This is a genomic window from Campylobacter hyointestinalis subsp. hyointestinalis (assembly GCF_013372145.1).
GTDB lineage: Bacteria > Campylobacterota > Campylobacteria > Campylobacterales > Campylobacteraceae > Campylobacter > Campylobacter hyointestinalis.
This window is the reverse complement of record NZ_CP053827.1, coordinates 501,200-527,813: the sequence shown is the minus strand read 5'-3', so window position 1 is coordinate 527,813 and position 26,614 is coordinate 501,200. Positions and strand designations below refer to the sequence as shown.

Genomic DNA, 26,614 nt, shown 5'->3' with positions numbered 1-26,614 from the left:
CCAAAAATATTCAAATAAACTCCTTAAATATTTAATAATTTTTTAGCGAACATAGTCGCTTCATCACTGATATGCTCACCACTTATCATTCTTGAAAGCTCACGTATGCGCCCATCTTTATCAAGCGCTCTTACTTTGCTTTCATCACCATTTTTTTCCACTAAAAAGTGATGATGAGCCTTTGAGCTTAGTTGTGGTAAATGTGAAATCGCAAAAATTTGATAAAAACGAGCTAACTCTAAAAGTACGTTTGCTATACTCATAGCTTCTTTTCCGCTTAAATTCGCATCTATCTCATCTAGGATCAAAACTCCATTTCCAAACTCTGTGATATTTGCTTCGCTAGCGATAAATGCGAGCCTGAGTCTATTTATCTCACCACTACTTAGATTTTTCAAATTCGTACTGTTTAAATTTACAACAACTTCATCAAAACCGTTTGCGACGAGTTCTTTTTGCTTTATATCAAGAGTCGCGCTATCCATATAAAGCTCGCTCAAATAGCCATTTAACGTGTCATTAAATTTAGCCAAACAACTTTTTCTAGCATCTGATATCTTACTAGCTAGACCTAAGATCTCATCATTTACCTTTTTAAACTCATTTTCAAGTTCGCTTTTTTCAAACTCGATTCTCTCATATCTTTCTAGCTCAATCTTTCTATTGTTTAAGGTATTTATAGCTTCTTCTATACTACCATACCTTTTTACTAGTCCGTTTAGATCCTCTATCCTATCAAGAACACGCTCTATATCCATATCTTCTAAATCTTCGAAATTTACGCTACTTCTTGCGATTTTTAGCTCATTTAAAGCCTCACTAAAAAAACTACTATCGATATCGCTTAAATTCAATGCATCAAGCACAGCTTTTTCATAAGCAAATACGGCATCTGCTTTTTGCCAAGCAACTTCAATCTTATCTTTTTTGCTAAGTCTTTTTTTTGCCGTAATAAGCTCTTCAAACTCACCTATCGTCGGGTTTATATTTGATATTTTTTGTATCTCAAAACTTGCGAATTCTTTGAGTTCTTCTATCTTTTTTTCTTCTAGTTTTATCTTTTCTAACTCTTTTTTGATCTCGTTAAATTTACTGAATTTATCATTATATTGTTTTAAAATTTCAGTAAAATTCGGATCTAAATTTGATGCTAAATGATCTAAAACCGCGAGCAAACGACTATTTTCAAACTCGCTTATATCTTTTGCGCTTAGGTATTTTAAATGGCTACTTGCTATAAGCGAAAGATTTTTTTTAGATACTGATTGATTATTTATAAAATACCTAGTGCTTTTATCTTTTAGAAGTTTAAAACTGTTTATTTCACTACTTTCTATACCAAACTCACTCATATCAAACTCATATATAGCATCTGCTTCTATGAGCTTTGCTTCACTGTCTTTAAAGCCAAATACTGCTAAAATAGCGTTCATCAAAATCGACTTTCCAGCTCCACTAACTCCAGTAAATACACTCAAACCATTTCCAAACTCTAGCTCTACTTCTTTAAAGCTAAGATGGTTTTTTATATAAATTCTACTTATCATTATGTCCCCATCTTAATTTTTGTTTCAATACTCCAAAGTAATCCCTGCTTTTGTGCCTGACTAAATTTACCCAAACATCGCTTATTCCTATCTCAACGCTCGAATAATTTTTTAGATCACTTCTGTCTTGTCCATCTATCAAAACCACAACGTCATCTTCGCTTTTAAACTCTACTTTAAACTCTTTTGGAAGTATCAAGGGGCGTTGAGTAAGACTGTGAGAGCAAACAGGAGTAAGACTAAAAACCTCACAAAGCGGATAGATGATGGCTCCTCCTGCGCTCATATTATAAGCCGTAGATCCCATCGCAGAGCTTACTATAACGCCATCGCCGTAGTATGAGTTAAAATGCTCATCGTTTAAAAACGCCTCTATATGCGACGTCGAGTCTATCTTGCGTCTCATCAAAACAACGTCGTTAAAAGCAAATTTTTTAGTTATTTTGCCATCTTTTTTAAATTTAGCTTCAAGCATACAAGGACGCTCTACCGTGTAGTTTCCTTTTAAAAACTCGCTTATGAATCCTTTAAAATCTTCCAAAGTGACGTCAGTCAAAAATCCCAAATGTCCGGTATGAACTCCAAAAACGTAAGTACTAGCATTTGCACATTTTCTACAAGTCCCTATAAAATTTCCATCTCCGCCTATAGAGATTATGAGTGGAGCTTTTTTTACTAATTCTTCAAAGCTATATCCTGTTAAGCCGAGCTCTTTTGCGACTCTGGATTCTAATGCTATTTCTATACCATAATCATTCAATATTTTTTCTATTATTTCTATTGCTTGTTTTTGCTCTAAAGCATTTCTAGTAGATATACCGATAGTTTTTAAATTTTTATGAATTTCTGTCATTTTTTTTCCTAATCCAATATTTTATAAAAAATATGCTTAAAAATGACACCAAAAAAGGTATTATCTGAATTTAAATATGTCAAATTAAAACTCAAAACGATTCTATTTGATAAAAAATTTATAAAACTTGTATTATAATTATAGCTTTTACAAATAAGAAAGGACAAAATATGCGGAGTCATTATTGCACCGACCTTAGCAGCAACGATATAGGCAAAAAAGTCCAGCTTTGCGGCTGGGTAAATTCATACCGCGATCACGGCGGTGTCGTTTTTATAGACTTAAGAGATAGAACCGGATTAATCCAGCTCGTATGCGATCCAAAAGATAGCAAATCAGCACACGAAATAGGATCAAAAGTAAGAGATGAATATGTTTTAAAAGCTACAGGAACCATAAGAGCAAGAGGAGCAGATCTAGTAAATCCAAAGCTCAAAACAGGCAAGATTGAAGTCGTAGTAGATGAGCTATGTATAGAAAACGAGAGCGCCGCACTTCCGTTTGTTATCGGCGATAACAATGTCGGCGAAGATATCCGCTTGAAATACCGCTTTTTAGATCTTAGAAACACTGAAAGTTTTGATAAATTTAAACTACGATCAAAAGCTTCTATAGCGTGTAGAAATGCTCTTGATAGACTAGGATTTTTAGAAGTAGAAACTCCTATTTTGACTCGCGCTACTCCTGAGGGAGCAAGGGATTATCTAGTACCTAGCCGCGTATATCCGGGAAGTTTTTATGCACTTCCGCAAAGTCCGCAGCTTTTCAAACAACTTTTGATGTGTGCTGGATTTGATAAATACTTTCAAATAGCACGTTGCTTTAGAGATGAAGATCTAAGAGCAGATCGCCAACCAGAATTTACACAAATCGACGTCGAGATGAGCTTTTGCTCGCAAGAAGAAGTGATAAAAGTCGGCGAAGAGGTTCTAAAAGATATATTTGCCGCTTGTGGGCATAACATCGTAACTCCGTTTAAAAGAATGGAGTACAAAGACGCTATGGAGACTTACGGTAGCGATAAACCAGACTTGAGATTTGATCTACCTATGGTCGATGTCATAGATATATTTGCAAAATCAAATAACGAAATTTTCAGCACTCCTGCACAAAATCCAAAGAAAAACCGCGCAAAAGCTATAAAAGTCCCAGGCGGAGATAATATCTTTAGCAAACGCCAAATGCAACGTTTTGAAGAATTCGTACGTAAATTTGGAGCAAAAGGACTAGCTTTTATACAAGTTAAAGAAGACGGACTAAAAGGACCACTAACCAAATTCTTCGAACAAGAGCAAGTAGATGAGCTCATCAAAAGATGCGATCTCAAAACTGGAGACGTCGTATTTTTTGGTATCGGAGATAAAAAAACCGTGCTTGATTATATGGGAAGATTTAGAGTTTTCCTTGCAAACGAGCTTGGCATCATAGACGAGAACAAACTTGAGTTTTTGTGGGTAGTAAATTTCCCTATGTTTGAACAAAATGACGACGGTAGCTACTCTGCGATGCATCATCCATTTACTATGCCAAATAATCCAGATGAAGAAGATCTTGAAGATATAACAAGTATAGCTTATGATGTCGTTCTAAACGGCGTAGAACTTGGCGGCGGAAGTATTAGAATTCATAAAAACGATATCCAACAAAAAGTATTTAAACTACTAAAAATAGATGAAGCAGAGCAAAGAGAAAAATTTGGATTTTTACTTGACGCTCTTAGTTTTGGTGCGCCTCCACACGGTGGATTTGCTATAGGTCTTGATAGACTTATCATGCTTGTCACCAAATCAGCCAGTATAAGAGATGTCATAGCATTTCCTAAAACTCAGCGCGCAAGCTGCCCTATGACAAAGGCTCCTAGCGAAGTATCAAATGAGCAATTAAGAGAGCTAGGACTTAGACTTAAAGGGAAGGAAACTAAATGAAAAAATTATTTTTAATCATCGGAGCGCCTGGAAGTGGCAAAACAACTGATGCGAGTATGATAGCAGCGAATGACACTAAATTTGCGCATTATTCAACAGGAGATCTTTTAAGAGCCGAAGTTGCGAGTGGAAGTGAACTAGGAAAGCTTATCGACAGCTTTATATCTAAAGGAAATTTAGTTCCTTTAGAAGTAGTCGTAAACGCCATCATCTCAGCTATAAGATCAAGTGATAAAAACTATATTTTGATAGACGGATATCCAAGAAGTCTTGAGCAAATGAGAGAGCTTGATAGAGTTTTAGCTTCCCAAAGCGAAGTTATGCTTGATGGCGTCATCGAAGTAGATGTAAGCGAAGAAGTAGCAAGAAACAGGGTTTTAGGTAGAGCTCGCGGAGCCGATGATAATAATGAAGTATTTAATAATAGAATGAAAGTATATCTTGACCCTATAAAGGAAATACGTGCATTTTATAATGACAAAAAACTACTTCACACGATAAATGGCGAACGTACTATAGAAACGATAGTAGCGGATATGAAAAATTTAATCGAAAACTTAATCAAAGGATAAAATAATGGATATAAGCAAAATCAAATTCGGAAGCAACCCAGACAAACTAAATGCAGTTATAGAAATCCCATTTGGCTCAAATATCAAATACGAAATCGATAAAGATAGCGGTGCCGTAGTCGTAGATAGGGTTTTATACTCAGCTATGTTCTATCCTGCAAACTACGGTTTCGTGCCAAATACCTTGGCTGATGATGGCGATCCAGCAGATATTTTAGTGCTAAACGAATATCCACTTCAAGCAGGTAGCGTGATACCTTGCCGTTTGATAGGCGTTTTAGTTATGGAAGATGAGTCTGGAATGGATGAAAAACTTTTAGCAGTTCCTGTTACTAAGATAGATCCAAGATACGCTGATATACACTCTATAAGCGACCTTAGCGAAGCTACGCTAAATCGCATAAAAAACTTCTTTGAGACTTACAAACTACTAGAACCTGGAAAATGGGTAAAAGTAAAAGGCTTTGAAGATGCTAAATCAGCTGAAGAGATTTTAGATAAAGCTATCAAAAACTACAAATAACTAAATTTAAAACGGCGCTACTTAGCGCCTTTAAATTTACAGTTTAATCCCTTATTTGCGCTAGTTTCATATATAAAATAGGATATGGATTGCCCTGCTCGTCGCTATCAGACCTTTTATAAACACGAAAACCAATATGCTCATAAAACCCTTTGGCTAGAGGATTTTGCTCATTTACGCAAAGTTCGTTAATGGAGTATTTGGTTATACCATAACATACAAGCTTCTTTCCAAGACCTTTATTTTGCTTTTTTGATGCGACGAACAGCATCTCTATTTTTTGATTTTCTATCCCCATAAATGCTGCGATGTCTTCTTTTTCATCTTCTAAAACAATCAAATTTGAAACACCAAGCAGTGCTTGTGGAACGTATCTTTTTATATTTTCTATTTCTAAATCAGATAAAAAAAGATGTGTTTTTCTAAGTGAATCTTCCCAAACATTTACAAGGCGTTCTATCAAGAGTGGATTTCTATCTTTTATTTCTACTATTTTCATTTATTTTTTACTTTTATCAGCTTTGATGATTTGAAAATCTAGTCATTCATATCTTCAAAATCATCAGAGTTCATCTCTAAATCATTGTTCTCATACTGCTTAAAAACGATATCTTCAACCATTTGTTTCAATGCTAAAAAATTTGAAAAATCTCCGTTTTTTATCTCGCCTAGTATATCCAAACAAGATCTTTCTTTTAAATTTAAAGATAGAAATTTAAGAGCGCCACTTATATTTGCTTTTTTGCTTAAGCTTTGTTCTATAAACTGCACTGCGCGAAGTATCTCGCCGCTTATAGTATTTGCCTGCCCCATATAAGGAAGCAAACTTTTAAACATCTGTTCTTTTAAATCGTCGCTTGTTCCAATAAGTGGATTTTTTTCTAACACAAATTTATCTTTAAAGCGCGGTGTGATCTTATATGTATCTACTCCGATGATTTTATGAAACCTACCGTCTTTTTCTTCGCCGCATTCCCAGCATCTTGAGTAACACTCGCCATCCCAGCCATTAAGCGCAAAAAATCTCCCATCTATCTCTACTACGACTATCTCACAATCCAACCAATGCATTTTTAGCCTTTATTTTTTTGAGCGATTATATAAAAAAATAATAAATATAGGATAATTTATATCTTTATTTTACAAGACCTTTTTTAAGCTTACGAACTAAAAATCTAGCAGGGTTTAGACTATCTAATATACTTTTTGTAGTGCAAATCTGACGACCAAGAGCCATATCTAGTAAGATTTCTGCTCCAAAAACAGCCGTGCAAAGACCACGCGAACCGTGAGCTGAGCTTATAAGTATGTTTTGATGATGAACAGCCCCAGCGTGATTTTCACGGTTTTTTGTCCAAAGAAGACTCTTATATATTTCTTTAAATTTCAAAGCGTCATGAACCGCACCTATCAAAGGAGATCTATCGCCACTATATCCGCGAAATCCTACGTTTGAGCCTATGATATCTACATTTTTACCTATCAAAAACTCACTGATATCAGCTATATTTTTTTCATTATCCTTACTTCTAGCACAAGACGTAAAATCATTTCTATCATATGTCGCGCCGATAACTTGAACCCCATTTACACTTTTGCAAGCATAACCTTTCGCACTAAATGGACGCTCTAGATCTATACCGTTTTTGATATGCGTAACTTGCCCTCTTACGCTGCTAAGCTGCATATACTTATCATAAAATACTTCGTTAAAAAGATAATTACTTTTATCCCCCATAGCAAATATAACTAAATCCGCAGATACCCGCTTTTGATTTTTAAACTCTACTAAATACCCATCACCACTCTTCTTTAAACCAGCAAATTCATATCCAAATTTTACATCAAGGCTCTTTGCAAGATCACTACATAATGATTTTGGCATAAGCTGAGCCGCACTTTTTATAAAAGCCGATGGATACAAAGACGAGTTTTTTGTCAGCTCAAAGATACCATTTTGTCCCCATTCTTCAAATCTTTTTAATTGAAGTTCACTTACGCCGTAATCATCCACACCACAAAAATCACTAAATTCACTATTTTTATAAAAATTTCTCGCCATTAAAAACGCACTCATATGCATAAGCCCTAGCACCGTAGTCGGCAAAGTGATAAGAGGCATCAAAATACCTGCTAAATTCGAGCTTCCATTTGTCGCGACCTCATTCATTTTCTCAGCTACGACAACATTAAAGCCGGCTTTTTTAAATTTAGTAGCGCTTACTAGCCCTGCAACTCCGCCACCTATCACAAGTACATTCGTAAATTTATCTATAGCAGGAAGAGAGTACCAATTTTGCGGCTTTTGATACTCTTTAACACAAATAGCTTCTAACATTTCACGTTTTTTACCAAATCCTTTTAGCTTTTTTACGCTAAATCCAGCGTCTAAAAGCCTAAGCCTTACAATGCTAGCACTGCTAAAAGTCCTAATGATAGCTCCATTTTTACAAAAATATTTTATAGCTCCAAATAACTCTTCGCTCCACATCTGTGGATTCTTAGCAGGCGTAAATCCATCAAGATACCAAGCGTCTGCTTTGAAATTTAGCTCTTTAAGTCCTTCTAAAATATCACCGAAATATATATCTAAAATGATATCTTTACCTAAATTTATACGTATTAAAGCATTTTGTAACACTTCATATTGTTTTATAAATTCGTCAAAATATCTGCTAAAACATTCAAATCTTTGGTAAATTTGCCTTAATTCATCTTTATTAAAAGGGTATTTCTCAATTGCGATATAATGAAGATTTTTACCATTAAGACTTGAAACCGTACTAAAAAAGTTCAGCCCAGCGCCAAATCCGGCTTCGGCGATAGTGATATTTGACCCTTCTAAGGCATCTACCACGCTACTATATGTATGAAAACATTCTAAAAGTGGATTTTGAGTATTAAAATATACGTCATCAAAGCGCTTTGAGTAAAGTCCGTCTTGCTTAAATTCTATCATTGATTTTTCAAGAAATAATCATCGATCCCACCAGCTATACCCTCGGCAAGCTTTGTGGCATAAGCGTCATTTGCAAGAAGTTTTCCTTCTTTTGGATGAGTTATGTATCCAGTTTCTACCAAAACAGCCGGCATAAGCGCGCCGACCAAAACCCAAAAAGGGGCTTCTCTGACTCCACCGTCACTCACGGTGTATTTTGTCCTAACGGACTTTAAAAGATTTGTTTGGATATCGATAGCTAGTTTATTTGAAGCTATGATCTTCTCGCGATTCAAAAAATTTAAGAAACTAAGCTTAGTAAAATAATTCATCTCATCGGTATCTGATTTATTTTCTAAATTCGCTGCTCTCATACTTCGCTCACTCCTAGTAGGACTTAGAAAAAACGTTTCTATTCCTTGCATACTATCTGCTTTTTTTGCATTTGGAGCGGCATTTGCGTGTATAGATATAAATAGATCAGCTAATTTTTCATTTGCAAAGCTAGTTCTATTTCTAAGTCCTATAAATTTATCCTTATCTCTAGTATAATGAACCTTATAGCCCATATCTTTTAGTATTTTTCCAGTTTTTAAAGCCACATTTAAGACTATATTTTTTTCATATAATGTTCTTGAGCCTACCGCTCCAGCATCTTTTCCACCGTGTCCTGGATCTAAAACTATAGTTTTTGTCTGCCTAAAGCTCTTTTTTAGAGCAACGGTTTGCTTTTGTTGTACGCTCTTGCTGGGCTTAAGCGTTTTTTTGTTTGTATCTTCTAAGGCTACTTCGCCGTCTAAAAAAAAGATTATTTTATTTTCTTCTATGTCAAAAGAGATATCTTGTTTCTTTTCATTTGAAAATACTATTCTTACGCTATCTTTATCAAACTGACTTATTCTGATCTCGTCTGAAAATGAATTTTTTATAGTTTTTGATTTAGATGTCAATATAGCTTGTATATCATAAACTCTTCTATGTGTATTTTGCGAGCTTAGATTAAAAGATTTGATATCGCTCGTTGATATTTGTGAGTTTAAATTTAAAATAATTTTATTTTGATCGCTTGAAATTTGTGTTATTTTGAAAGTTTTATTTTTTTCCGATTTTTGCTCTGTTTCCACAGGCTGTTTTTTAGCTATTTGGGGTTTGTTTGTTTTAGTATTAGTTTGAGAAACTGTTTTTTTATAAGTATTTAGCTCCTTTTCATAGCTTTGATAATCAATACCTAGCTCTTTTGCACTTTTTACTAAACGCTCCAATGTTTCTAGTTTTAAGCTTTCATTATCTTTGATTATGGATTGTATATATGTACCTCTAAGGTTTTGATAAATATTTAGCTTGCCTTCTTTATTAGAAGTATTAAATTTGCTGTCAAATTCTTTAATGCTTGCATCAATATCAGCGCCAAATAGGTACATCGCACTAAGAAATAATAAAAAAAGCTTAACTATTTTCCCCATATACCAACTTTTTTATTAGATCTTTCACGCTAATTATCTCTTTTAATCTATATCCATTTGCTCCGGTGAAAAATAACCCTGTATCTTTATTGCCGGCGTAAGCGTCATAAAGACGATCAGCTATACAATACCCTACTTCTTTAGCTTCTTTACCACGACAACAAGGACTCACGCAGTTGCTTATACACTGAATTTTCGGTCCGGTTCTTTTTTCTACAAGCTCTATTAAATTTGTTCTAACGCCACGAGCAGGATATCCGACAGGACTTTTTATAAGCTTTATATCTTCTTTTTTAGCATTTATTAGAACGCTTTTAAAATTATCACTAGCATCACACTCAAAAGTTCCGATAAATCTAGTCCCCATTTGTACACCACTTGCACCTAAGCTTATAGCTTTTGCTATGTCTTCGTGATCCCAAATTCCACCAGCAGCCATAACAGGGATATGCTTTCCGCCTATCTTTTCCCATTCGCTAGCTTCTTTGACGACTGGCTCTATAAGTTTTTCTAATTGAAACTCTGGATCAACACACTGCTCATAAGTAAATCCTTGATGTCCACCACTTAAAGGACCTTCTAACACAACTGCGTCAGGAAGCTTTTCATATCTTAGATGCCATCTTTTGCATATTATTTTAAGTGCTTTTGCAGAGCTTACTATAGGTACTAACGCAACATCCTTGAAGCCCTTTGTGAGTTCTGGTAAATTTGTAGGAAGTCCAGCGCCTGAAATGATGATATTGATACCGTGTTCACAAGCATCTTTTACTATCCTAGCATAGTCATTGCTAGCGCACATTATATTTGCGGCCAAAGGTTTATCACCGCATATCTTTCTAGCATTATCTATAATAGCTTTAAATCCCTCTTTAGAGTAGAAGTTTTCGCTATCGTAAGGTTTATTATTTATCTCTTTTTTGATATGGCTTCTATTTTCGTAGTATCCGGTGCCCACTGAGCTGATAACGCCAAGACCGCCATTTAAGCTAACGTTTCCAGCGAGCTTATCCCAGCTGATACCAAGTCCCATACCGCCTTGAATAATCGGGTATTTTATTTCGTATTTTCCTATTTTTACGCTTTTTAGTTCCATTACACTACCTTTAATTTTGCATACGTTCTTTTGCCGACTTGCAAAATATACTCACCTTTGGTAAGCTTAAGCTGCTCATCTCCTATTTTTTGTTGATCTACGCTAACTGCATTTGCTTTTATATGACGACGAGCTTCTGCGTTACTAGAACTAAGCCCACAATAACTAAGCGCCTCTACTATCCAGACTTCGTCTGTATTCATTTCAAACTCAGGCATATCACTAGGAAGCTCTTTTTTGGCATGAACTTTATCAAATTCACTCTTAGCATTAGCTGCTGTTTGTTCATCGTAAAATCTAGCAGTTATCTCTAAAGCAAGGTCTTCTTTTACTTTTTTAGGATGAGCCTCGCCTCTTTCTACAGATAGCTTTAAATTTGATATTTCATCAATACTTTTTGAGCTTAAAAGCTCATACCAAACCCACATAAGTTCATCGCTTATACTAAGAGTTTTAGCAAAGATATCGTTTGGATTTTCTGTTACACCTATATAATTTCCAAGGCTTTTACTCATTTTATTTACGCCATCTAGCCCTACTAGTAACGGCATCATAATAATAGCTTGTTCTTTGCCTATACTGTACGTTCGTCCAAGAGTGCGACCCATTAAAAGATTAAATTTTTGATCGGTTCCGCCCATTTCTATATCGCATTTCATAGCTACGCTATCATAACCTTGTAAGAGAGGATATAAAAACTCGCTTATGGCTATAGGAGTTTCGTTTTTATAGCGTTTCGTAAAGTCGTCGCGCTCTAGCATTCTAGCTACATTAAAGGTGCTTGCAAGAGCTATCAGTCCATCTGCGCCTAGCGTGCTTAGCCAAGTCGAGTTAAACATAACCTCAGTTTTGCTCTCATCTAAAATCTTAAAAACTTGCTCTTTATACGTCTTTGCATTTTTAGCTATAGTCTCGTCATCTAAAATTTTTCTAGTTACACTTTTACCAGTAGGATCTCCGATCTTAGCTGTAAAATCACCTATCAAAAACTGAACTATACCGCCGTGTTTTTGCAAAAGTGCCATTTTATTTAAAACTACTGTATGTCCTAAGTGTAGATCAGGAGCAGTCGGATCAAAACCTGCTTTTATATAAAAATTTGCACCATTCTCATAATAATTTTTTATCAAAGTTTCTATGCGCGCAAAGTCTATTATCTCGGCAACGCCTTTTTTGATCTCTTGCATTATAGCATTTATATCGGCCATACTTTACTCTCCTTGATTATGATAAGCATCAGATAGAGATTTAAACTCAACTATCTTATATCTCTCTTTTAGTCTATCTCTTATAGCATTACTATCTAAATTTTCATTTAATTCTATCGTAACATCAAAGTAATCACCAGCCACAGAATCATCGCTTTCATTTAAAGTGATCGTTACTAGATCGACATTTAATTTAGCTAAATATGTCAAAAATGCAGCCAAACTTCCTCTTTTATTTTCTATGCTAAGGATTACTTTGTAGCGATGTGGGGCATTTCTTGTCCATTTGACAAATATCATCTCGTCTTTATTTTCCATAAATTTAGCCGCTCTTTCGCAAAGCTTATGATGAACTACTACATTGTGCCCAGATCTAAAGCCGATGATATCATCTCCTCTTTTTGGATTACAGCAATAATCAAACTCAACAGCATTTATTTTATGATTTGAATACACTACGATATTGTCAAATTTTTGTTTTTTAACTTCATATTTATTTGCAAAACCAAGTCCAAAAAGCTTATCTTCTTTAGGATATTTTTTTAGAGCATTTACAACATCTTGAAGATAAACCGAATCGGTTGCGGCACGCGATATTTTTTTACTTAAATTTTCTTTTTCAAGCCAATCTAATATTTTGGATTCTTGCATATTAAATATACCGACTAAAATATCTACAGCAACTTGATAATTTATATCTCTGATCTTTTGCCTGCAAAAGTTTCTGATCGTAGCTCTTGCCTTTCCTGTTTTAACGCTAGTAAGCCATGAACAGCGATAATGAGCTTCATCGCCTGTCACGATGCGAACTATATCTCCATTTTTTAACTCAGTCAAAAGAGGTACTCTTACCCTATTTACATAAGCTTCTTTTGCGTGGAGTCCGACTTCTGAGTGGATTTCGTAAGCATAATCAAGTGCCGTCGCACCTCTAGGAAGTGTGAAAATTCCACCTTTTGGCGAATACACGGCGATATCTTCTACGTACAAACTATCTTTAGCATATTCATAAAGATCCTCTATGCTTCTTTCTTCACTCTCAACTGAGCTTATATCACTTAGCCAGTCGAGTTTTGGAGAGATAAGGCCTCCGTTTTTGTATTTCCAGTGAGCGGCTACGCCGTACTCTGCGGTTTTATGCATATCAAATGTTCTGATCTGAGCTTCTATGATAGCTTTATTATCAAAAATAGTAGTGTGTATGGTTTGATAGCCATTTTGTTTTGGCAAAGCGACGTAATCTTTAAATCTAGATATCAAAGGATTGAAGTTCATATGTAAAATTCCAAGCGCCAAATAACAATCTTTTGGATTTTGTACTAAAATACGAACAGCTAAGAGATCCAAGACCTCTTCCATACTAATACCTTTTCTTTGCATTTTTAAGTAGATAGAATAATAATGTTTTATACGTTTTTGAATTTCAAAACTATCTTCCGTAAAACCATTTGTGAGCAGCTTTTCACTAACTTTTTGGCTAAAAGAGTTTATCTTTAGCTGAAGTTGTTGTTTATGTTCATTTATATATGAATCAATAACCGCGTATTCATTTGGGAGTACATATTTAAAGCTGAGATCTTCTAGTATATTTTTAAGAGAGGAGATACCTAGTCTATGAGCGATAGGGGCATAAACTACCAAAGTTTCTTCTGCTATACGTTTTTGTTTATCTGGTCTTAAAGCGCCAAGAGTAAGCATATTATGAAGTCTATCACAAAGCTTTATAACAAGCACTCTAACATCTTCTATAGATACTAAAAGCATTTTTCTAAAAGTAAGTGCAGAAGCAGCTAGTTTTTCATTAGAATTAGAACTTACGAGCTCATTTTCTCTTATGGCTACTATCTTTGTAAGTCCTCTTACTAAATTCATAACCTCTTGCCCAAACTCAAATTTAACCTCATCTTCACTGCACTCTGTATCTTCGACAACGTCGTGCAAAAGCGAAGCTATGAGCATACTTTCGTCCGCGCCCATATGCGCTACAAATGAGCACACAAGTATAGGATGTATGGCGTAAGGCTCACCGCTTTTTCTAAACTGTCCATCATGCAAACGCACGCAATAATCTACTGCTTTAAGAAGCATACCAGTAGGTTTGGCTACCGAATACAGAACATCTTTAGCGGACTCTATATTTTTACAAAGGACAACCTCTTCTATGAGTTGTTCTAATAATTGCTCACTATTTATTTGATTCAACTAATCCCTCTAATGCGATTTTTCCCTCAGCTATCTCACGCAGCGCGATATCCGTAAATTTCATTTTTGCATTATCTAATTTTACAAGCGGAGCATCGCCCTCGGCTAATGCTTCGGCTCTTTTTGCTACAAGTAAAGATAATTTATACCTATCATTATCAACCGCATTTAATGCTTTTGATGCTATTTCTTCTGTTCTTTGCATTTAGTCTCCTTATTAATTTTTAACTACTGAGCAGTTAGAATAATCGCCGTTAATAATTTTTAATAAATTCCCTTTTTCAAACATATTACAAACTACTATCGGAAGTTTATTGTCTTTTGCTAACGCTATTGCTGTATCATCCATAACTTTTATACTATCATCCATAGCTTTTTCATAACTTATCTCATTTAGTAAAACCGCATCTATAAATTTCATCGGATCTTTATCGTACACGCCATTTACTTTTGTGGCTTTTATGATCATATCTGCACTTATCTCAATGGCTCTAAGAGTAGCAGCCGTATCTGTTGTAAAAAACGGATTTCCTGTTCCTGCAGCAAATATCACAACGCGACCTTTTTCTAAATGACGTCCGGCTCTGCCCATGATGAACGTCTCGCATATAGCTTCCATTTTGATGGCGCTTTGAACTCTTACGCTAATCCCACTATGCTCCAAAGCTTCTCTCATAGCTATGGCGTTGATAACAGTCGCAAGCATTCCCATATGATCTCCGCTCGTTCTTTTTATGATGCCATCTTTTGCAGCACTCACGCCCCTAATAATATTTCCCCCGCCTATGACTATACCGACTTCGACATCATTTAGAACTAACTCTTTTATCTCGCTTGCTATAAATTTAAGAATATGTGTATCTATACCAAAACCATTTTCACCAGCTAACGCTTCGCCTGAAAATTTGACCAAAACCCTTTTCTTATCGCCCATATCTATCTCCTGAAAATTGCTAATTATATCTAAAAACTCTTTAATATTTTTTAACTTACTTAAGGCTTATAAGCTCAAGCGGATCTATATGATAACTTTTTTGAGTAACTTCAAACGTAAGATCTTGCTTTACTCTACCTATAACATAACCTTGTTTTACCTTACTGCCTACTTTTATCGTCGGAGCTATCTTATCAAGATGAGCATATATCGTATGTATACCTCCGCTATTTTCTACTATAACGACTTTATCTAAAACAGCAGTATCTTTAGCAAATACAACAGTGCCGGGCAATACGCTTTTGACCTTTGCATCGCCTTGTTTTGAGCGAAGGACTACTGATTCATTAAAGATTTTGATATTGTAGATAGGATCGACGTAGTCTCCGAATTTTTGTTTAACTATAAAATCATCAAGCGGGGCTATTGTTTTTTCGCCCGTATATTTTTTAACATTGCTCGTTTGGTAGCTAGAGCCAAACTGTTTTATGTCGCCTTTTGAGTTTTGAGTTGCACTAGACTCGGTTTTTGACTCTGTTTTTTGACTCTGTTTTTTAGCCAAAATTTGAAGCTGTTCAAGCGTTTTTCTAAGCTCATCTTGTTGATTTTGAATATCTGCTAATTTTTTGGAATATATCTCTTTGTCTTGCTTTAGACTCTCAAGATTATCTTTTTGCTTATTTTGCAATCCTTTAAGTTTTAATGCTTTTAGCTTAAATTCTCTAAGATCTGACTTTATGATTCCGATCTTATCTGATTTTGTTTTTATCAAATTTAAAGTACTCTCGTAGTCTTTTGCGAGCTTTTTAAACTCGTCTTTCATAACTGAGTTTAACTTATCTAAAACCTCATTTGCTATGATGCTCTCTTCGCTCTCTTCATACTCGTTTGGGGCGATAAGATCATAAGCAAAGTCCTCGCTGATGATGCGAATCAGCTTTTTTTCCATATCTTTTTGATTTTTTACAAGACCTTCATTTTGTGCGCTTAGCTCGTTTAGCTCGCTATTTGCACTCTGGGCTTTACTCTCTAGCTCGGTAACTTGCTTTGAGAGCTCTTCTATCTGTTTTGCTGTCTCTTTTACACTAGATTCGCCTTTTATGATATCACTGGCTAGCTCTTCTATTTTTTTATTGAGCTGAGTTTCAAGCTTTTTAGCCGATTTTAATGTATCTTGCTTATCTTGAATTTTATCAGCCACGCTAGCGCCAAAAAGACTTAGCGTAAAAAAGATACAAAATAAAAATTTCAGCATCTAGTTGTCTCTTGATTTTAACATTACTAAACTAACTGCTACTATAGATACGATTATCGAAGCACCAAATAAAATAGCGCTATCAGTAGCTAGATCTAAACTAGGTATATCAAAACCTAGTCCAAAAATAGTACTATTTACGATATCTAAATTTGGTAAAACAGCGTATATCGCTATAACTAAAACAGTTGCAAACACACTATCGATAATAGCTAGTTTATAAAGCATCGCTGATTTTAGCCAATATGGAGCTCCAAATAGCGTCATAATCTCAACTCTACGCTTATGCTCATAAAGCCAAATTTTCATCTGTTTAAAGATGAGCGCGATACCCATAAGAGAGGTAATGACGATAAAGCATTCAAATACCTTTTTTGATAAAACAAGCATTTTATAAATTTTATCATGCGTTTTAGAAAACGTTTCGACTTTTTTTACGCCTTCTATCTTAAGCAGTTTATCTTTTATAGTTTTCATATATTTTGAGCTAGGAAAGCTGTTTAATTTAAGCGAATAAAACTTTGGTAAAGCATTACCCAATATAGATAAATTTTTTGCCGAGATATCCTCTTTGAGTCTATCTAAAACACTTTTTGTATCAAGCGGAATTATCTCTTTAAATGTATTTATTTCATCTTTTAAAACAGTAGCGTTTAGCTCATTTTGACTGACTATGATAATGTTATAATCATTTCCCATAGCCGATTCGTAATTTTGCACGATCTTATTTACCATCAGGCTAAACTCTACTCCAAAAAGCAGTATGACTAAGGGGAATATAACGCCGATATGATTTTTAAACGATCTCATTTATCACTCCGCCGACCAGTTCAAGATGTCTATATGCCATCCTAAGACTTGATGGAATTTTATGCGTAACTACAACAACACAAGTTCCAAGTCCTTCTTTTGCGGACTTTAAAAGCGACCAAATAACATCACTTGAATACTCATCTAAGCTTCCAGTAGGCTCATCGCAAAGCAAAAGCTGAGGATTATGAGCTATTGATCTTGCCATTGCGACACGCTGCTGCTCACCGCCACTAAGCTCTAAAGGAAATTTGTCGGCTTTATGAAGTAAATTTACATGTTTTAAAAGCTTCGCGGCTTGTTTTTGGCATACTGATTGATTATAACCTTTGATGATCAAAGGAAGCATCACGTTTTTCTCAACATTCCACTCATTTATAAGCCTAAAATCTTGAAAAATAATGCCAATTTTTTGTCTAAGAAGCGCTAAATTTGAACGGCTTATACCATTTAGCTCGTTCAGACAGATATTCATACTACCGCTATTTATGCCTATATCGCCGTACATAGATTTTAAAAGAGTTGATTTGCCACTTCCACTTTTTCCAGTTATAAATACAAAATCGCTAACGCCTATATCAAAGCTAACGTTATTTATAACGTTCAAATTTTTTTCATAAGAGATCGTTAAATTTCTAGCCTCTACAATGTTTTGCAAGTCAAATACTCCCTTATTTTTTGGTGTGCTTTTAAATTTTCAGGTGTTAAAAGAGGTTTTTTGATAAAGTAATCCGCAAAATCATTTTCTACTAAAATATAACAATGTTCAGGGCGATAAAAAGATCCAAAAGCGACCCTTATAAGAACACCGCCTGACTTTTTCTTATAAAGTCTTTCGATATGCACAAAATAATTATCTTCTTTGAAAATGGTATTTTTAAATTTAGACAAAACAAAGCTCTCATCAACTTTTCCAAATTCAAAATCCCCATCCAAGTTTTGCATTTTCGAATTTATGGAATTCGTAAAGATAACATCATAGATATCTTTATTTTGTCTTATCCATCTATCTTCGTATTTGCTAGATACTTCTAAAAATCTATTTTTATAGATTTGAATTTGGCTATCATCTAAATTTAAAAAATGAGATATAGTAAAATCGCTATATCCCCTATCGTCGCTTCTTAGCTCAAATTTACCGGACACCTTTAAAATCCTTTGAACTTCACTAGCAAATGATGCGCTAACTACTCTTCTCTTTTCGGATTTTTCCCACGGAATAGGAAAATGTAAAAATACCTTATCTACTAGATTTGATCCTATTAAAGACAAAACTAGCCTAGCGTCTAAATTTAAAAGAATCACGTTTTTTAAATTTAAACTAGCCGCAAGATTATTTACTTGCTCTACACAAGGCTTATAGACTTCTATGCCGACTATTAGGACGCCCGGATTTTCTTTAGCTTGATATAAAAGATGTCTGCCGCTACCAAAACCTATCTCTATATATATTTTTTTAAATTTAGAAGTGCGAAGATATTCTAAAAACTCTTTATCGTTAAAAATATACTCTTTTTTTTCTAACTGTTTATCATTTTTTATAGCAATGGCTTCGCTCTTTATGTTAGACGTATTTAGATCTCTATAGCATACCAAAGCACTTTGCAAAAGCCCAAGAGACGCTGGGCGAGTTATCTTTTCGCCCTTTATAACATAGTCGTTTTCTCTTTTTTTTACAGTTAGAAAAAATTCGCTTTCGTTTGATTTTGTATAGACAAGACTCTCACTCTCATCATCTGCGCTCCAGATAAATGAAACGTTTTTTTCTCCGAAAGGATAAGGGGTATCTTTTAAATTTGCGGCTATGAAATTTGGCATTACTTAGCTTCTACGACAGCTTGTTTTGATTCGTCTGAGTTTATACCGTATTCATCAACGCCGATAATTTTATAAATATATTTACCGCCCATTTGGATATTTGAGTCGCTGTACTCGTTGCTTACTATATCTTGTAAAACCTCATCTCCGCTTGGACCTGATTTTAGTATGGTGTATTTCACACTCCTAGAGTCACTTCCAGAGTCCCAACTTAGATCTATACTCAAACCGTTAAAATTTGCACCTGTAATATGTGGCGCTTTTGGCGCTGTTAGCGTACTTCCGACTACGTCGTTTTGCTGTTTTGGACTCTCTAATCCATCTTTGTCTATAGCAGTAACTTTATAATACATTTGAGCACCATTTTCATTGATAAGATCAGTATATTCAGTAGCGGTAGTCTCAGCAAGCTTCATAAGTGGAAATATCTTATTTGACGACCTGTAAACCACGAAATGAGAAAAATCGTCGTTTGTATTTGGATCCCATGTTAAGGTTATCTTTTTAGGTAAATTCGTCGTCGCGCTCACATTTGTAACCAAATTTGGCAACGCCTTTGTTTGAGCAGATATCACTTGGCTTGGACCTGATGTTATGCCATCAACAGTCTTTACAAATATCCTATATCTGTAGTTATGATTTGGATCTAAGCCATCATCGATATATTCGGCATTTAACCTACCTTTTACGGTTGCTATCTGATACCATTTATCGCTTGATATGTCATTTCTTTCTATAAGATAAGACGCTACCCTAGCATCTGGATGAGGCCTCCAAAGTATCTTTACTCTGCTTGGCAAACCATAGATCGCTTGAGCAAACGACACAGACTCTATGAGCTTTGCTGTAGTCGCGACTACGCTTTGTCCGGCGTTTGAAACATTACCGTTTTTATCGTATGTTCTTAGATCATATCTGTATTCAGTAGAAGGCGCTAAACCAGTATCTACGTAGTGAGTTGAAAATCTATCTTTTATCTTAGCAACCATTCCCATTTTATTATTATCGTTTGGGTTTGATCTGTATAAGTAGTAGCCATTAACGCTTTCATCATTGATAGGAGTCCATTCAAAAGCTATTTGCGTCATATCGCTGATAGTTTTGAGACTATTTATGGTAGGCAAATTTGGATTTACTTTACTTGGCGAGCTTGGAGCACACCCACTGATCGCAACCATCAAACATAGCGCCGACAAATTTAGGATTAATTTTTTCATTTATAGTCTCCTCGTTAAATTTGGTATTTAAAATTTCATAAAAATCTTGTGGTAATGCAGCTACAAATTCTAGCTTCTTACCGCTTTTTGGATGTATTAAATTTAAAATATATGCGTGCAGCATAACTCTATTAATTTTAGCAATCTTGTTCTTAAAACCATATAAATTATCGCCTAAAATATGGCGATTTATACTTGCTAAATGTACTCTTATCTGATGAGTTCTACCGGTAAATAGCTTAGCACAAACCAAATTTACGCCATCATCGTCTATAATATTTGCAAATGCCGATTTAGCATATCTACCGCCACTAACAACTGCTTTTTTTAGCCTGTTTTGTTCATTTCTACCTATAGGCTTTTCTACTATGATATTTTCTTTTAAGCTAAGATCGCTAAGAGCTAAGTAAATCCTCCCCATGCTTTTATCTGCTAGCTGAGCGCTCAGCGCTGCGTGAGCGGCATTGTTTTTAGCTACTGCTAAAACTCCGCTAGTGCCACGATCTAATCTATGAACGATACCTGCCCTAACATCTGCATTTATAGTTGAAAGCGTATAATTTTTTGATTTTAGCCATTCTACTAAAGTCGCTTCTTTTACGCTTGGAGCCGGATGTACGACTAAATTTGCAGGCTTATTTACTACTAGTATATCATCATCTTCGTATAAAATTTCTACATCAAAATCAACTTTTTGTTTGGCTATCTCTTCTGCTCTTTTTGGAAGATTAAAACAGATCTTATCGCCTACTAAAACTTTAAAAGACGGCTTATTTGAAATTTTATCATTTACTAAAACATTTGAATTTTTTATAAGTTCGCTTATTTGATTTCTAGAAGTCTTAAGTTCTAAAGAGAGAATTTGATCTAGTCTGCCTAAGCGACTAGAGATAAATTCATTCAATATTAATCCTTTTTTTAATATAATTTTACCAAAAAATTCTTAGGTTTAAATTTGATACGATTAGACAAGCGTATTTTAACGCATTTCGATTTTGTTCAGCCGATCTTGATCATACCGATCATAGTTTTATCATACGGTTTGGTTTCAGAAGCAAGCACGATGTTAGCAAACAAACAACTTGTCTATTTCGGTGTAGGCTCTTTATTTTTTATATTTTTTTTCTTACTTCCCATTAGAAAAATCGAATGGCTGATACCAGCAGTTTATTGGATAAATATTATTTTACTAATCAGCGTAGATATCTTTGGGGTTAGCAAACTTGGAGCTCAAAGATGGCTTGAGATCCCTTTTGTACATTTTACTATACAGCCAAGCGAGATTATGAAGCCAGCGTTTGTACTTATGCTTGCGTATTTGATAAAGAAAAATCCGCCCGATATAAAAGGCTACAATCTAAAGCAATTCCTTAAGATCAGTTTTTTCATACTACTTCCTTTTGGTCTTATCTTAGTAGAACCAGATCTTGGAACCGCACTTTTGCTTCTTATAACAGGATATGGAGTGCTGTTTATAGTGGGCGTAAATAAAAAAATTTGGATAGTTCTTATAGCTTGCACGGCGATATCTGCTCCTATACTTTATGAGAGCTTACACGACTATCAAAAAAAACGCATAGTTGATTTTATCTCTAAAGAGCCTAGTTATCAAGTAAAACAATCCATCATAGCCATAGGAAACGGCGGAATCACCGGAAAATCTGCTGAAGAAGCTACGCAGACTAGATTTAAGTTTTTACCTATCGCAACTAGTGATTTTATCTTTGCTTATACTATCGAGCGCCATGGATTTATCGGAGGAATGGCTCTCATACTTTTATATGGTTTTTTAATAGCTCACCTTCTTAGTATGAACTATAAGTTGAAAAAAGATTATTTTACAAAAACGGTTACTAGCGGGATAGCTATCCTTGTGTTTGTATATGTGAGCGTAAATATATTTATGGCTATCGGATTTGCCCCAGTTGTCGGGATCCCTTTACCGTTTTATAGTTATGGAGGAAGCAGTTTTATAACATTTATGGCGCTTTTTGGGATATTACAAAACTTGCTTACATTTAGATTTGATCCTACTTATAGGTTTATAAAAATCAAATTTTAATAATTTATCAGTAAATTTTGTATCTCTTTTTTAACATTGTCGTAAGTTAAATTCGTGACTTCTGAAACAAATCTACCTTTTTTATCAAATAAAAATATAGAAGAACTGTGCGCTACTGAATACTTCATAACAGAATCATTAAGATCTACTATTTTGTATTTTGCGCCGTATTTGTTTATAACTTTATCTAGTTCGCCATTTTCCAATCTTATACAAGATGAGTCCCTATAAAAATATTTTGCGAATTCATCGCATGTTTTTATATCGTCTCTTTGTAGATCTAAAGTAGCAAACAAGATCTTTACGTCTTTTGCTTTTATATCATCAAGTACGCTAGAAACCAAAGTAAGAGTTGTAGGACAAACATCAGGGCAAAAGACATATCCGAAATAGACTATTTTATACATCCCATCAAAGCTCTTCATACTTACTTCACCATCTGTACTTTGAGCCGTAAAGTTGTACTTTGCGATCTTAAGGTTATAGCTAACTAAAAGATAAACTCCAGAAACTACAAAAACAAAAAAAGCAAAATAAAATAACTTTTTCATATAAATCTCCTAATAATACTTTATAGAATTTGAGATTGTATCACAGCTAAGATTATAATTTGATTATATGAAAATTATCTAAAAAAATAAATTTTGGTAAATTTAAGCAACTATTTATCGATATGAGCGGAAGTTTCTCTAAATTTCCATATATTCTTAGCTTCGTTTAAAACTTTTTTATCTAGCTCACAAACAAGCATTCCCTCATTTTCATCAAGACTACTCACAATATCGCCATGCGGAGATATGAGCTGAGAATTTCCATAGAACTCGGATTGAATTTTATCAAATTTAGCTTTTCCTAGTCTATTTGCTCTTAAAATATAAACGTTATTTGTAAAAGCACGCATTTTTAAAAGCTCATTCCAGCGCTCTTTTGAGTTCAAAGTACAAGCAGTAGGAACTATGACACAATCAACCTTTTTATGCGCCAACTCTTGCCAAACAGCATCAAAATGTGCTTCAAAACCAAAGATTACGCCAAATTTGAATTTATCGCAGGTAAAGCTCATTAAATTTAGTCCATTTTGTCTTTGATTTGCAAAAAAGTTTGCTTCGTCCCAATGCGGATAATTTATAAGGATATTTTGTTCTTCGTACTTTGTGCTTTGCCGAGTAAATTTAGCTATGACTTTATAAAACTTTGCATTTTTATGTATGATCAAAGGCGCTACAATAGTGAGGTCGTATTTTTTAGCCAAATTACAAAGCGAAGCTCGTTTATGCTCACTTTGTTCTTTTAGCATTGAGCTTGGCATTTTAACTAATTCTGTAAAAAAAGAATTTAAAACGTATTCTCCAAACACAACCACGCAAGCTCCATGCTCTTTTGCTAGTTTTAAATAATAATCTATCCTAGAATCACTCATCGCCAAAGTGCTGAGCTGTAAGGCGCAAATTTTAGCCATCTATTTCTCCGACTTCTTTTATAATGAGCTTTGAGCTCTCTAAGATCTGCCTAGCTTCTTTTACAAGTTTTATGCCATCTTTGTACAAATTTACGCTATCAGCAAGATTTATATTTTCATCATTCAATTTTTTTAGCAGATCATCTAGTTTTTCTATTTTCTCTTCAAAAGTTTCTAATTGCATTCTAAAGCCTTTTTTATATACATATCTATCTTATCTACTTCGACCAAAAACGCGTCGTGACCGTAGTTGCTATTTATGCAGATATATTTTACCTGATCTTTTCTTCCTATATTACAAAATGCATCATACATCTCTTTCATAAGTATAGAAGGAAATAAAATATCTCCGTCAAATGAGATCAAAAGAACCTTTGCCTTTATGAGACTCATCGCTTCTTCAAGAGTATTGTAATGCCTTGTACAATCAAAGTTATTCATCATTTTAGTTATATACAAATAGCTAAGCGGATCAAATCTTTTTGGAAAATTATGTCCGTTGTATTCCATATAACGATCAACTTCATATCTTCCTAAAAGCTCGTAAAGACCATCCGTTTCTACATAATTTCTACCAAATTTATCATCCATAGAGTACGGAGAAAGAAAGCTTATATGACCAGCCATCCTTCCAAGCGCCATTCCAGTAAGTCCATTTTTAGCAATATCGTCTTTATCATAATATCCGTTTTTAAACTCAGGATCTCTTACTATGCCTTCTATAGCTATTTTATTAAAAGCGATAGCCCACGGTTTTGTGGCATAAGTCGTAGCTAGCATTATGACATTTTTAGCAAAATTTGGAAACTCTATAGCAAAGCACAAAGCTTGCATACCACCTAGACTTCCACCGACGACGGCGTGGGCTTGCCTTATACCAAGACGCTCAAAAAGTTTCATCTGGGCTTTTACAACGTCGCTTATGACAAGCACTGGAAATCTAAGCCTGTATTCTTTATTTGTACTAGGCTCTATGCTAAGTGGGCTTGTAGATCCAAACGAACTACCTAAAATATTTACACAGATTACGAAAAATTTAGTCGTATCGATGCCTTTAGAGTCACCTATTAGTGCATCCCACCAGCCAGCTTTACTCTCATTTGCGTAACGCCCTGCGGCGTGGTGACTTCCTGTAAGAGCGTGACAAACTACGATTACGTTTGATTTATCGGTATTTAACTCACCATATGTTTCATAAGCGAGATCAAACTCGCTTAAAATTCGACCGCTTTCTAAATAAAGCGGTTCATCAAAGTGAGCAATGTGAGTAGAAATTTTCACTAATTAACTCTATAATTTGGTGCTTCTTGTGTGATTATGACATCGTGAGCATGGCTCTCTTTAAGTCCGGCACTAGTTATCTCTACAAATTCAGCTTTTTCTTGGAAAGTACGTATATCTTTGCTTCCACAATACCCCATAGAGCTTCTAAGACCTCCAACCAACTGATGAAGTACTTGTTTTATACTTCCAGCGTATGGAACTCTGCCTTCGATACCCTCAGGGACTAGTTTATCTTGTGCTGTTCCTTCTTGAAAATATCTATCGCTACTACCTCTTGTCATAGCTCCGATACTACCCATACCTCTGTAGCTTTTGTACTGTCTTCCTTGAAAAGTAACTAGCTCTCCAGGGCTTTCATCGCACCCTGCAAGCAAGCTTCCTACCATTATACAATCAGCTCCTGCGGCTAAAGCTTTTGCAAAATCCCCACTGTATTTTATACCACCATCTGCTATGATAGGTACTCCACTTCCACGCGCGGCTTCAGAACAATCACTTATAGCAGTGATCTGAGGAACGCCGACTCCTGAAACTATACGAGTAGTGCAGATAGAACCAGGTCCTATGCCTACTTTTACGGCATCAGCTCCTGCGGCTATAAGATCTTTTACGGCTTTTGGATTTGCTACGTTTCCTACTACGATATCAACATCTTTTATCTGCTCTTTTATCTGCTTTAAAGTATCGATAATACCCTTTGAATGTCCGTGAGCAGAGTCCATAACAAGAGCATCAACTCCAACTTTTGCTAAAGATATAGCGCGATCTATCTGTCCTACGCCTATAGCCGCAGCGACTCTAAGACGTCCAAATTTATCTTTATTTGCGTTTGGATATTCTTTTCTTTTTTTAAGATCTTTTATAGTTATCAGCCCTTCTAATTTTCCGTTTTCATCTACAATAGGAAGTTTTTCAACCTTATTTGTAGAAAATATCTTTTCGGCGTCATCTAAAGTGCAGCCTTTTGGGGCAGTAATAAGAGGAGCTTTAGTCATCGCGTACTCAACCGTTTTACTAAAATCATTTTCGAATCTTAAATCTCTATTTGTAAGAATCCCTATAAGGATATTATCATCATCTACTACAGGAACACCAGATATCCTATACTCACTCATTAGCTCAAGAGCTTCTCTTATAGTAGCGTTTGGGTTTATAAATATAGGATCGATGATGACGCCGCTTTCACTTTTTTTAACTCTTTTTACCTCTTTTATCTGGCTTTCTAAATCCATATTTTTATGGATTACTCCGATGCCTCCAAGCCTTGCCATCATAATAGCAGTTCTATGCTCAGTAACAGTATCCATAGCAGCTGAAACAAGAGGTATATTTAAAGTGATATTTCTACTAAATTTAGACGATACATCAACTTGTTTCGGTAAAATTTCAGAATATTGTGGCATCAACAATACATCTTCAAAAGTCAAAGCTCTCTTAACTATCTTCAT

The 26,614-nt window shown here is 35.0% G+C and carries 26 protein-coding genes; 4 read left to right on the top strand and 22 right to left on the bottom strand.

The genetic code is table 11. The features are described 5' to 3' along the window. Window positions 1–23: 23 nt before the first annotated feature. Window positions 24–1,547: an AAA family ATPase gene (locus CHHT_RS02800; protein WP_034962620.1), complete on the bottom strand. Its 1,524-nt coding sequence runs from the start codon at window positions 1,545–1,547 to the stop codon at window positions 24–26. Continuing rightward, window positions 1,537–2,400 carry an NAD(+) kinase gene (locus CHHT_RS02795; protein ID WP_034962619.1) on the bottom strand — a complete coding sequence of 288 codons (864 nt, stop codon included), beginning with the start codon at window positions 2,398–2,400 and terminating at the stop codon, window positions 1,537–1,539. Before CHHT_RS02795 ends, CHHT_RS02800 begins: the two co-directional genes overlap by 11 nt. Window positions 2,401–2,570: 170 nt before the next feature. Between CHHT_RS02795 and aspS the strand changes: the two genes are divergently transcribed. From aspS to ppa, 3 genes are read left to right on the top strand one after another with little or no spacing between them, the layout of a single operon-like run. Beyond that, window positions 2,571–4,325: an aspartate--tRNA ligase gene (gene aspS / locus CHHT_RS02790; RefSeq protein WP_034962618.1), complete on the top strand. Its 1,755-nt coding sequence runs from the start codon at window positions 2,571–2,573 to the stop codon at window positions 4,323–4,325. After that, complete coding sequence (locus CHHT_RS02785) at window positions 4,322–4,897, top strand: adenylate kinase (RefSeq protein WP_034962617.1); 576 nt, start codon at window positions 4,322–4,324, stop codon at window positions 4,895–4,897. The genes aspS and CHHT_RS02785 overlap by 4 nt, the downstream gene beginning before the upstream one ends. 4 nt (window positions 4,898–4,901) lie before the next feature. Next, entirely contained in the window at window positions 4,902–5,420 is a 519-nt protein-coding gene (ppa, locus tag CHHT_RS02780) for an inorganic diphosphatase (protein ID WP_034962616.1), read from the top strand. 43 nt (window positions 5,421–5,463) lie between these two features. Here the strand turns inward: ppa and CHHT_RS02775 are convergent, their stop codons facing one another. The 15 genes from CHHT_RS02775 to CHHT_RS02705 all read right to left on the bottom strand — a co-directional run bounded on the left by CHHT_RS02775 (window position 5,464) and on the right by CHHT_RS02705 (window position 21,265). Then, window positions 5,464–5,919 (bottom strand): GNAT family N-acetyltransferase, encoded by a 456-nt coding sequence (locus CHHT_RS02775; protein WP_034962615.1) that lies wholly within the window; start codon window positions 5,917–5,919, stop codon window positions 5,464–5,466. Between the two features lie 38 nt (window positions 5,920–5,957). Next, window positions 5,958–6,491, bottom strand: a complete 534-nt coding sequence (locus CHHT_RS02770; protein WP_034962614.1) for a hypothetical protein — start codon at window positions 6,489–6,491, stop codon at window positions 5,958–5,960. Window positions 6,492–6,555: 64 nt separating this feature from the next. Continuing rightward, window positions 6,556–8,379: a bifunctional tRNA (5-methylaminomethyl-2-thiouridine)(34)-methyltransferase MnmC2/FAD-dependent 5-carboxymethylaminomethyl-2-thiouridine(34) oxidoreductase MnmC1 gene (gene mnmC / locus CHHT_RS02765; protein ID WP_034962613.1), complete on the bottom strand. Its 1,824-nt coding sequence runs from the start codon at window positions 8,377–8,379 to the stop codon at window positions 6,556–6,558. Beyond that, window positions 8,376–9,821: an N-acetylmuramoyl-L-alanine amidase gene (locus CHHT_RS02760; RefSeq protein ID WP_034962612.1), complete on the bottom strand. Its 1,446-nt coding sequence runs from the start codon at window positions 9,819–9,821 to the stop codon at window positions 8,376–8,378. Before CHHT_RS02760 ends, mnmC begins: the two co-directional genes overlap by 4 nt. After that, complete coding sequence (locus tag CHHT_RS02755) at window positions 9,805–10,917, bottom strand: nitronate monooxygenase (protein ID WP_034962611.1); 1,113 nt, start codon at window positions 10,915–10,917, stop codon at window positions 9,805–9,807. Before CHHT_RS02755 ends, CHHT_RS02760 begins: the two co-directional genes overlap by 17 nt. Continuing rightward, window positions 10,917–12,125, bottom strand: coding sequence for a tyrosine--tRNA ligase (tyrS, locus tag CHHT_RS02750; protein ID WP_064019678.1), 1,209 nt, complete (start codon window positions 12,123–12,125; stop codon window positions 10,917–10,919). Before tyrS ends, CHHT_RS02755 begins: the two co-directional genes overlap by 1 nt. Window positions 12,126–12,128: 3 nt before the next feature. Further along, window positions 12,129–14,327 (bottom strand): RelA/SpoT family protein, encoded by a 2,199-nt coding sequence (locus CHHT_RS02745; protein WP_034962610.1) that lies wholly within the window; start codon window positions 14,325–14,327, stop codon window positions 12,129–12,131. After that, complete coding sequence (locus tag CHHT_RS02740; RefSeq protein ID WP_034962609.1) at window positions 14,311–14,532, bottom strand: DNA-directed RNA polymerase subunit omega; 222 nt, start codon at window positions 14,530–14,532, stop codon at window positions 14,311–14,313. The genes CHHT_RS02745 and CHHT_RS02740 overlap by 17 nt, the downstream gene beginning before the upstream one ends. Window positions 14,533–14,544: 12 nt before the next feature. Further along, window positions 14,545–15,261: a UMP kinase gene (pyrH, locus tag CHHT_RS02735; protein WP_034962608.1), complete on the bottom strand. Its 717-nt coding sequence runs from the start codon at window positions 15,259–15,261 to the stop codon at window positions 14,545–14,547. A 55-nt stretch (window positions 15,262–15,316) separates the two neighbouring features. Then, on the bottom strand, window positions 15,317–16,516 hold the full coding sequence (locus CHHT_RS02730; protein WP_034962607.1) for a murein hydrolase activator EnvC family protein: 1,200 nt from the start codon (window positions 16,514–16,516) through the stop codon (window positions 15,317–15,319). Further along, the gene (locus tag CHHT_RS02725; protein WP_034962606.1) at window positions 16,517–17,326 is read right to left on the bottom strand and encodes a cell division FtsX domain-containing protein; all 810 of its coding nucleotides are present in this window, start codon (window positions 17,324–17,326) and stop codon (window positions 16,517–16,519) included. Further along, complete coding sequence (locus tag CHHT_RS02720; RefSeq protein ID WP_034962605.1) at window positions 17,313–17,984, bottom strand: cell division ATP-binding protein FtsE; 672 nt, start codon at window positions 17,982–17,984, stop codon at window positions 17,313–17,315. Before CHHT_RS02720 ends, CHHT_RS02725 begins: the two co-directional genes overlap by 14 nt. Next, a complete protein-coding gene (gene trmB, locus CHHT_RS02715) occupies window positions 17,969–19,144 on the bottom strand; it encodes a tRNA (guanosine(46)-N7)-methyltransferase TrmB (protein WP_034962604.1) in 1,176 nt (391 codons plus the stop codon). The genes CHHT_RS02720 and trmB overlap by 16 nt, the downstream gene beginning before the upstream one ends. Further along, window positions 19,144–20,361 carry a fibronectin type III domain-containing protein gene (locus CHHT_RS02710; RefSeq protein ID WP_034962603.1) on the bottom strand — a complete coding sequence of 406 codons (1,218 nt, stop codon included), beginning with the start codon at window positions 20,359–20,361 and terminating at the stop codon, window positions 19,144–19,146. The genes trmB and CHHT_RS02710 overlap by 1 nt, the downstream gene beginning before the upstream one ends. Next, window positions 20,282–21,265 (bottom strand): RluA family pseudouridine synthase, encoded by a 984-nt coding sequence (locus CHHT_RS02705; protein ID WP_034962602.1) that lies wholly within the window; start codon window positions 21,263–21,265, stop codon window positions 20,282–20,284. The genes CHHT_RS02710 and CHHT_RS02705 overlap by 80 nt, the downstream gene beginning before the upstream one ends. A gap of 51 nt (window positions 21,266–21,316) precedes the next feature. Between CHHT_RS02705 and CHHT_RS02700 the strand changes: the two genes are divergently transcribed. After that, window positions 21,317–22,423 (top strand): FtsW/RodA/SpoVE family cell cycle protein, encoded by a 1,107-nt coding sequence (locus CHHT_RS02700; RefSeq protein WP_034962601.1) that lies wholly within the window; start codon window positions 21,317–21,319, stop codon window positions 22,421–22,423. On the opposite strand, the gene CHHT_RS02695 is transcribed toward CHHT_RS02700, so the two are convergent. From CHHT_RS02695 to guaB, 5 genes are all read right to left on the bottom strand, one after another. Further along, window positions 22,420–22,974: an SCO family protein gene (locus tag CHHT_RS02695; protein ID WP_034962600.1), complete on the bottom strand. Its 555-nt coding sequence runs from the start codon at window positions 22,972–22,974 to the stop codon at window positions 22,420–22,422. The two genes, CHHT_RS02700 and CHHT_RS02695, sit on opposite strands and share 4 nt — an antisense overlap. A gap of 110 nt (window positions 22,975–23,084) precedes the next feature. Next, window positions 23,085–23,882, bottom strand: a complete 798-nt coding sequence (locus tag CHHT_RS02690) for a carbon-nitrogen hydrolase family protein (protein WP_034962599.1) — start codon at window positions 23,880–23,882, stop codon at window positions 23,085–23,087. After that, complete coding sequence (gene xseB / locus CHHT_RS02685; RefSeq protein ID WP_034962598.1) at window positions 23,875–24,066, bottom strand: exodeoxyribonuclease VII small subunit; 192 nt, start codon at window positions 24,064–24,066, stop codon at window positions 23,875–23,877. The genes CHHT_RS02690 and xseB overlap by 8 nt, the downstream gene beginning before the upstream one ends. Next, the gene (gene metX / locus CHHT_RS02680) at window positions 24,057–25,163 is read right to left on the bottom strand and encodes a homoserine O-acetyltransferase MetX (RefSeq protein WP_034962597.1); all 1,107 of its coding nucleotides are present in this window, start codon (window positions 25,161–25,163) and stop codon (window positions 24,057–24,059) included. Before metX ends, xseB begins: the two co-directional genes overlap by 10 nt. Beyond that, window positions 25,163–26,614 carry an IMP dehydrogenase gene (guaB, locus tag CHHT_RS02675; protein ID WP_074898799.1) on the bottom strand — a complete coding sequence of 484 codons (1,452 nt, stop codon included), beginning with the start codon at window positions 26,612–26,614 and terminating at the stop codon, window positions 25,163–25,165. Before guaB ends, metX begins: the two co-directional genes overlap by 1 nt.

Coding starts and splice junctions, on each gene's coding strand:
- CHHT_RS02800 (WP_034962620.1), bottom strand. CDS start 1,547: ATGATAAGTAGAATTTATATAAAAAACCATCTTAGCTTTAAAGAAGTA.
- CHHT_RS02795 (WP_034962619.1), bottom strand. CDS start 2,400: ATGACAGAAATTCATAAAAATTTAAAAACTATCGGTATATCTACTAGA.
- aspS (WP_034962618.1), top strand. CDS start 2,571: ATGCGGAGTCATTATTGCACCGACCTTAGCAGCAACGATATAGGCAAA.
- CHHT_RS02785 (WP_034962617.1), top strand. CDS start 4,322: ATGAAAAAATTATTTTTAATCATCGGAGCGCCTGGAAGTGGCAAAACA.
- ppa (WP_034962616.1), top strand. CDS start 4,902: ATGGATATAAGCAAAATCAAATTCGGAAGCAACCCAGACAAACTAAAT.
- CHHT_RS02775 (WP_034962615.1), bottom strand. CDS start 5,919: ATGAAAATAGTAGAAATAAAAGATAGAAATCCACTCTTGATAGAACGC.
- CHHT_RS02770 (WP_034962614.1), bottom strand. CDS start 6,491: ATGCATTGGTTGGATTGTGAGATAGTCGTAGTAGAGATAGATGGGAGA.
- mnmC (WP_034962613.1), bottom strand. CDS start 8,379: ATGATAGAATTTAAGCAAGACGGACTTTACTCAAAGCGCTTTGATGAC.
- CHHT_RS02760 (WP_034962612.1), bottom strand. CDS start 9,821: ATGGGGAAAATAGTTAAGCTTTTTTTATTATTTCTTAGTGCGATGTAC.
- CHHT_RS02755 (WP_034962611.1), bottom strand. CDS start 10,917: ATGGAACTAAAAAGCGTAAAAATAGGAAAATACGAAATAAAATACCCG.
- tyrS (WP_064019678.1), bottom strand. CDS start 12,125: ATGGCCGATATAAATGCTATAATGCAAGAGATCAAAAAAGGCGTTGCC.
- CHHT_RS02740 (WP_034962609.1), bottom strand. CDS start 14,532: ATGCAAAGAACAGAAGAAATAGCATCAAAAGCATTAAATGCGGTTGAT.
- pyrH (WP_034962608.1), bottom strand. CDS start 15,261: ATGGGCGATAAGAAAAGGGTTTTGGTCAAATTTTCAGGCGAAGCGTTA.
- CHHT_RS02730 (WP_034962607.1), bottom strand. CDS start 16,516: ATGCTGAAATTTTTATTTTGTATCTTTTTTACGCTAAGTCTTTTTGGC.
- CHHT_RS02725 (WP_034962606.1), bottom strand. CDS start 17,326: ATGAGATCGTTTAAAAATCATATCGGCGTTATATTCCCCTTAGTCATA.
- trmB (WP_034962604.1), bottom strand. CDS start 19,144: ATGCCAAATTTCATAGCCGCAAATTTAAAAGATACCCCTTATCCTTTC.
- CHHT_RS02710 (WP_034962603.1), bottom strand. CDS start 20,361: ATGAAAAAATTAATCCTAAATTTGTCGGCGCTATGTTTGATGGTTGCG.
- CHHT_RS02695 (WP_034962600.1), bottom strand. CDS start 22,974: ATGAAAAAGTTATTTTATTTTGCTTTTTTTGTTTTTGTAGTTTCTGGA.
- CHHT_RS02690 (WP_034962599.1), bottom strand. CDS start 23,882: ATGGCTAAAATTTGCGCCTTACAGCTCAGCACTTTGGCGATGAGTGAT.
- xseB (WP_034962598.1), bottom strand. CDS start 24,066: ATGCAATTAGAAACTTTTGAAGAGAAAATAGAAAAACTAGATGATCTG.
- guaB (WP_074898799.1), bottom strand. CDS start 26,614: ATGAAGATAGTTAAGAGAGCTTTGACTTTTGAAGATGTATTGTTGATG.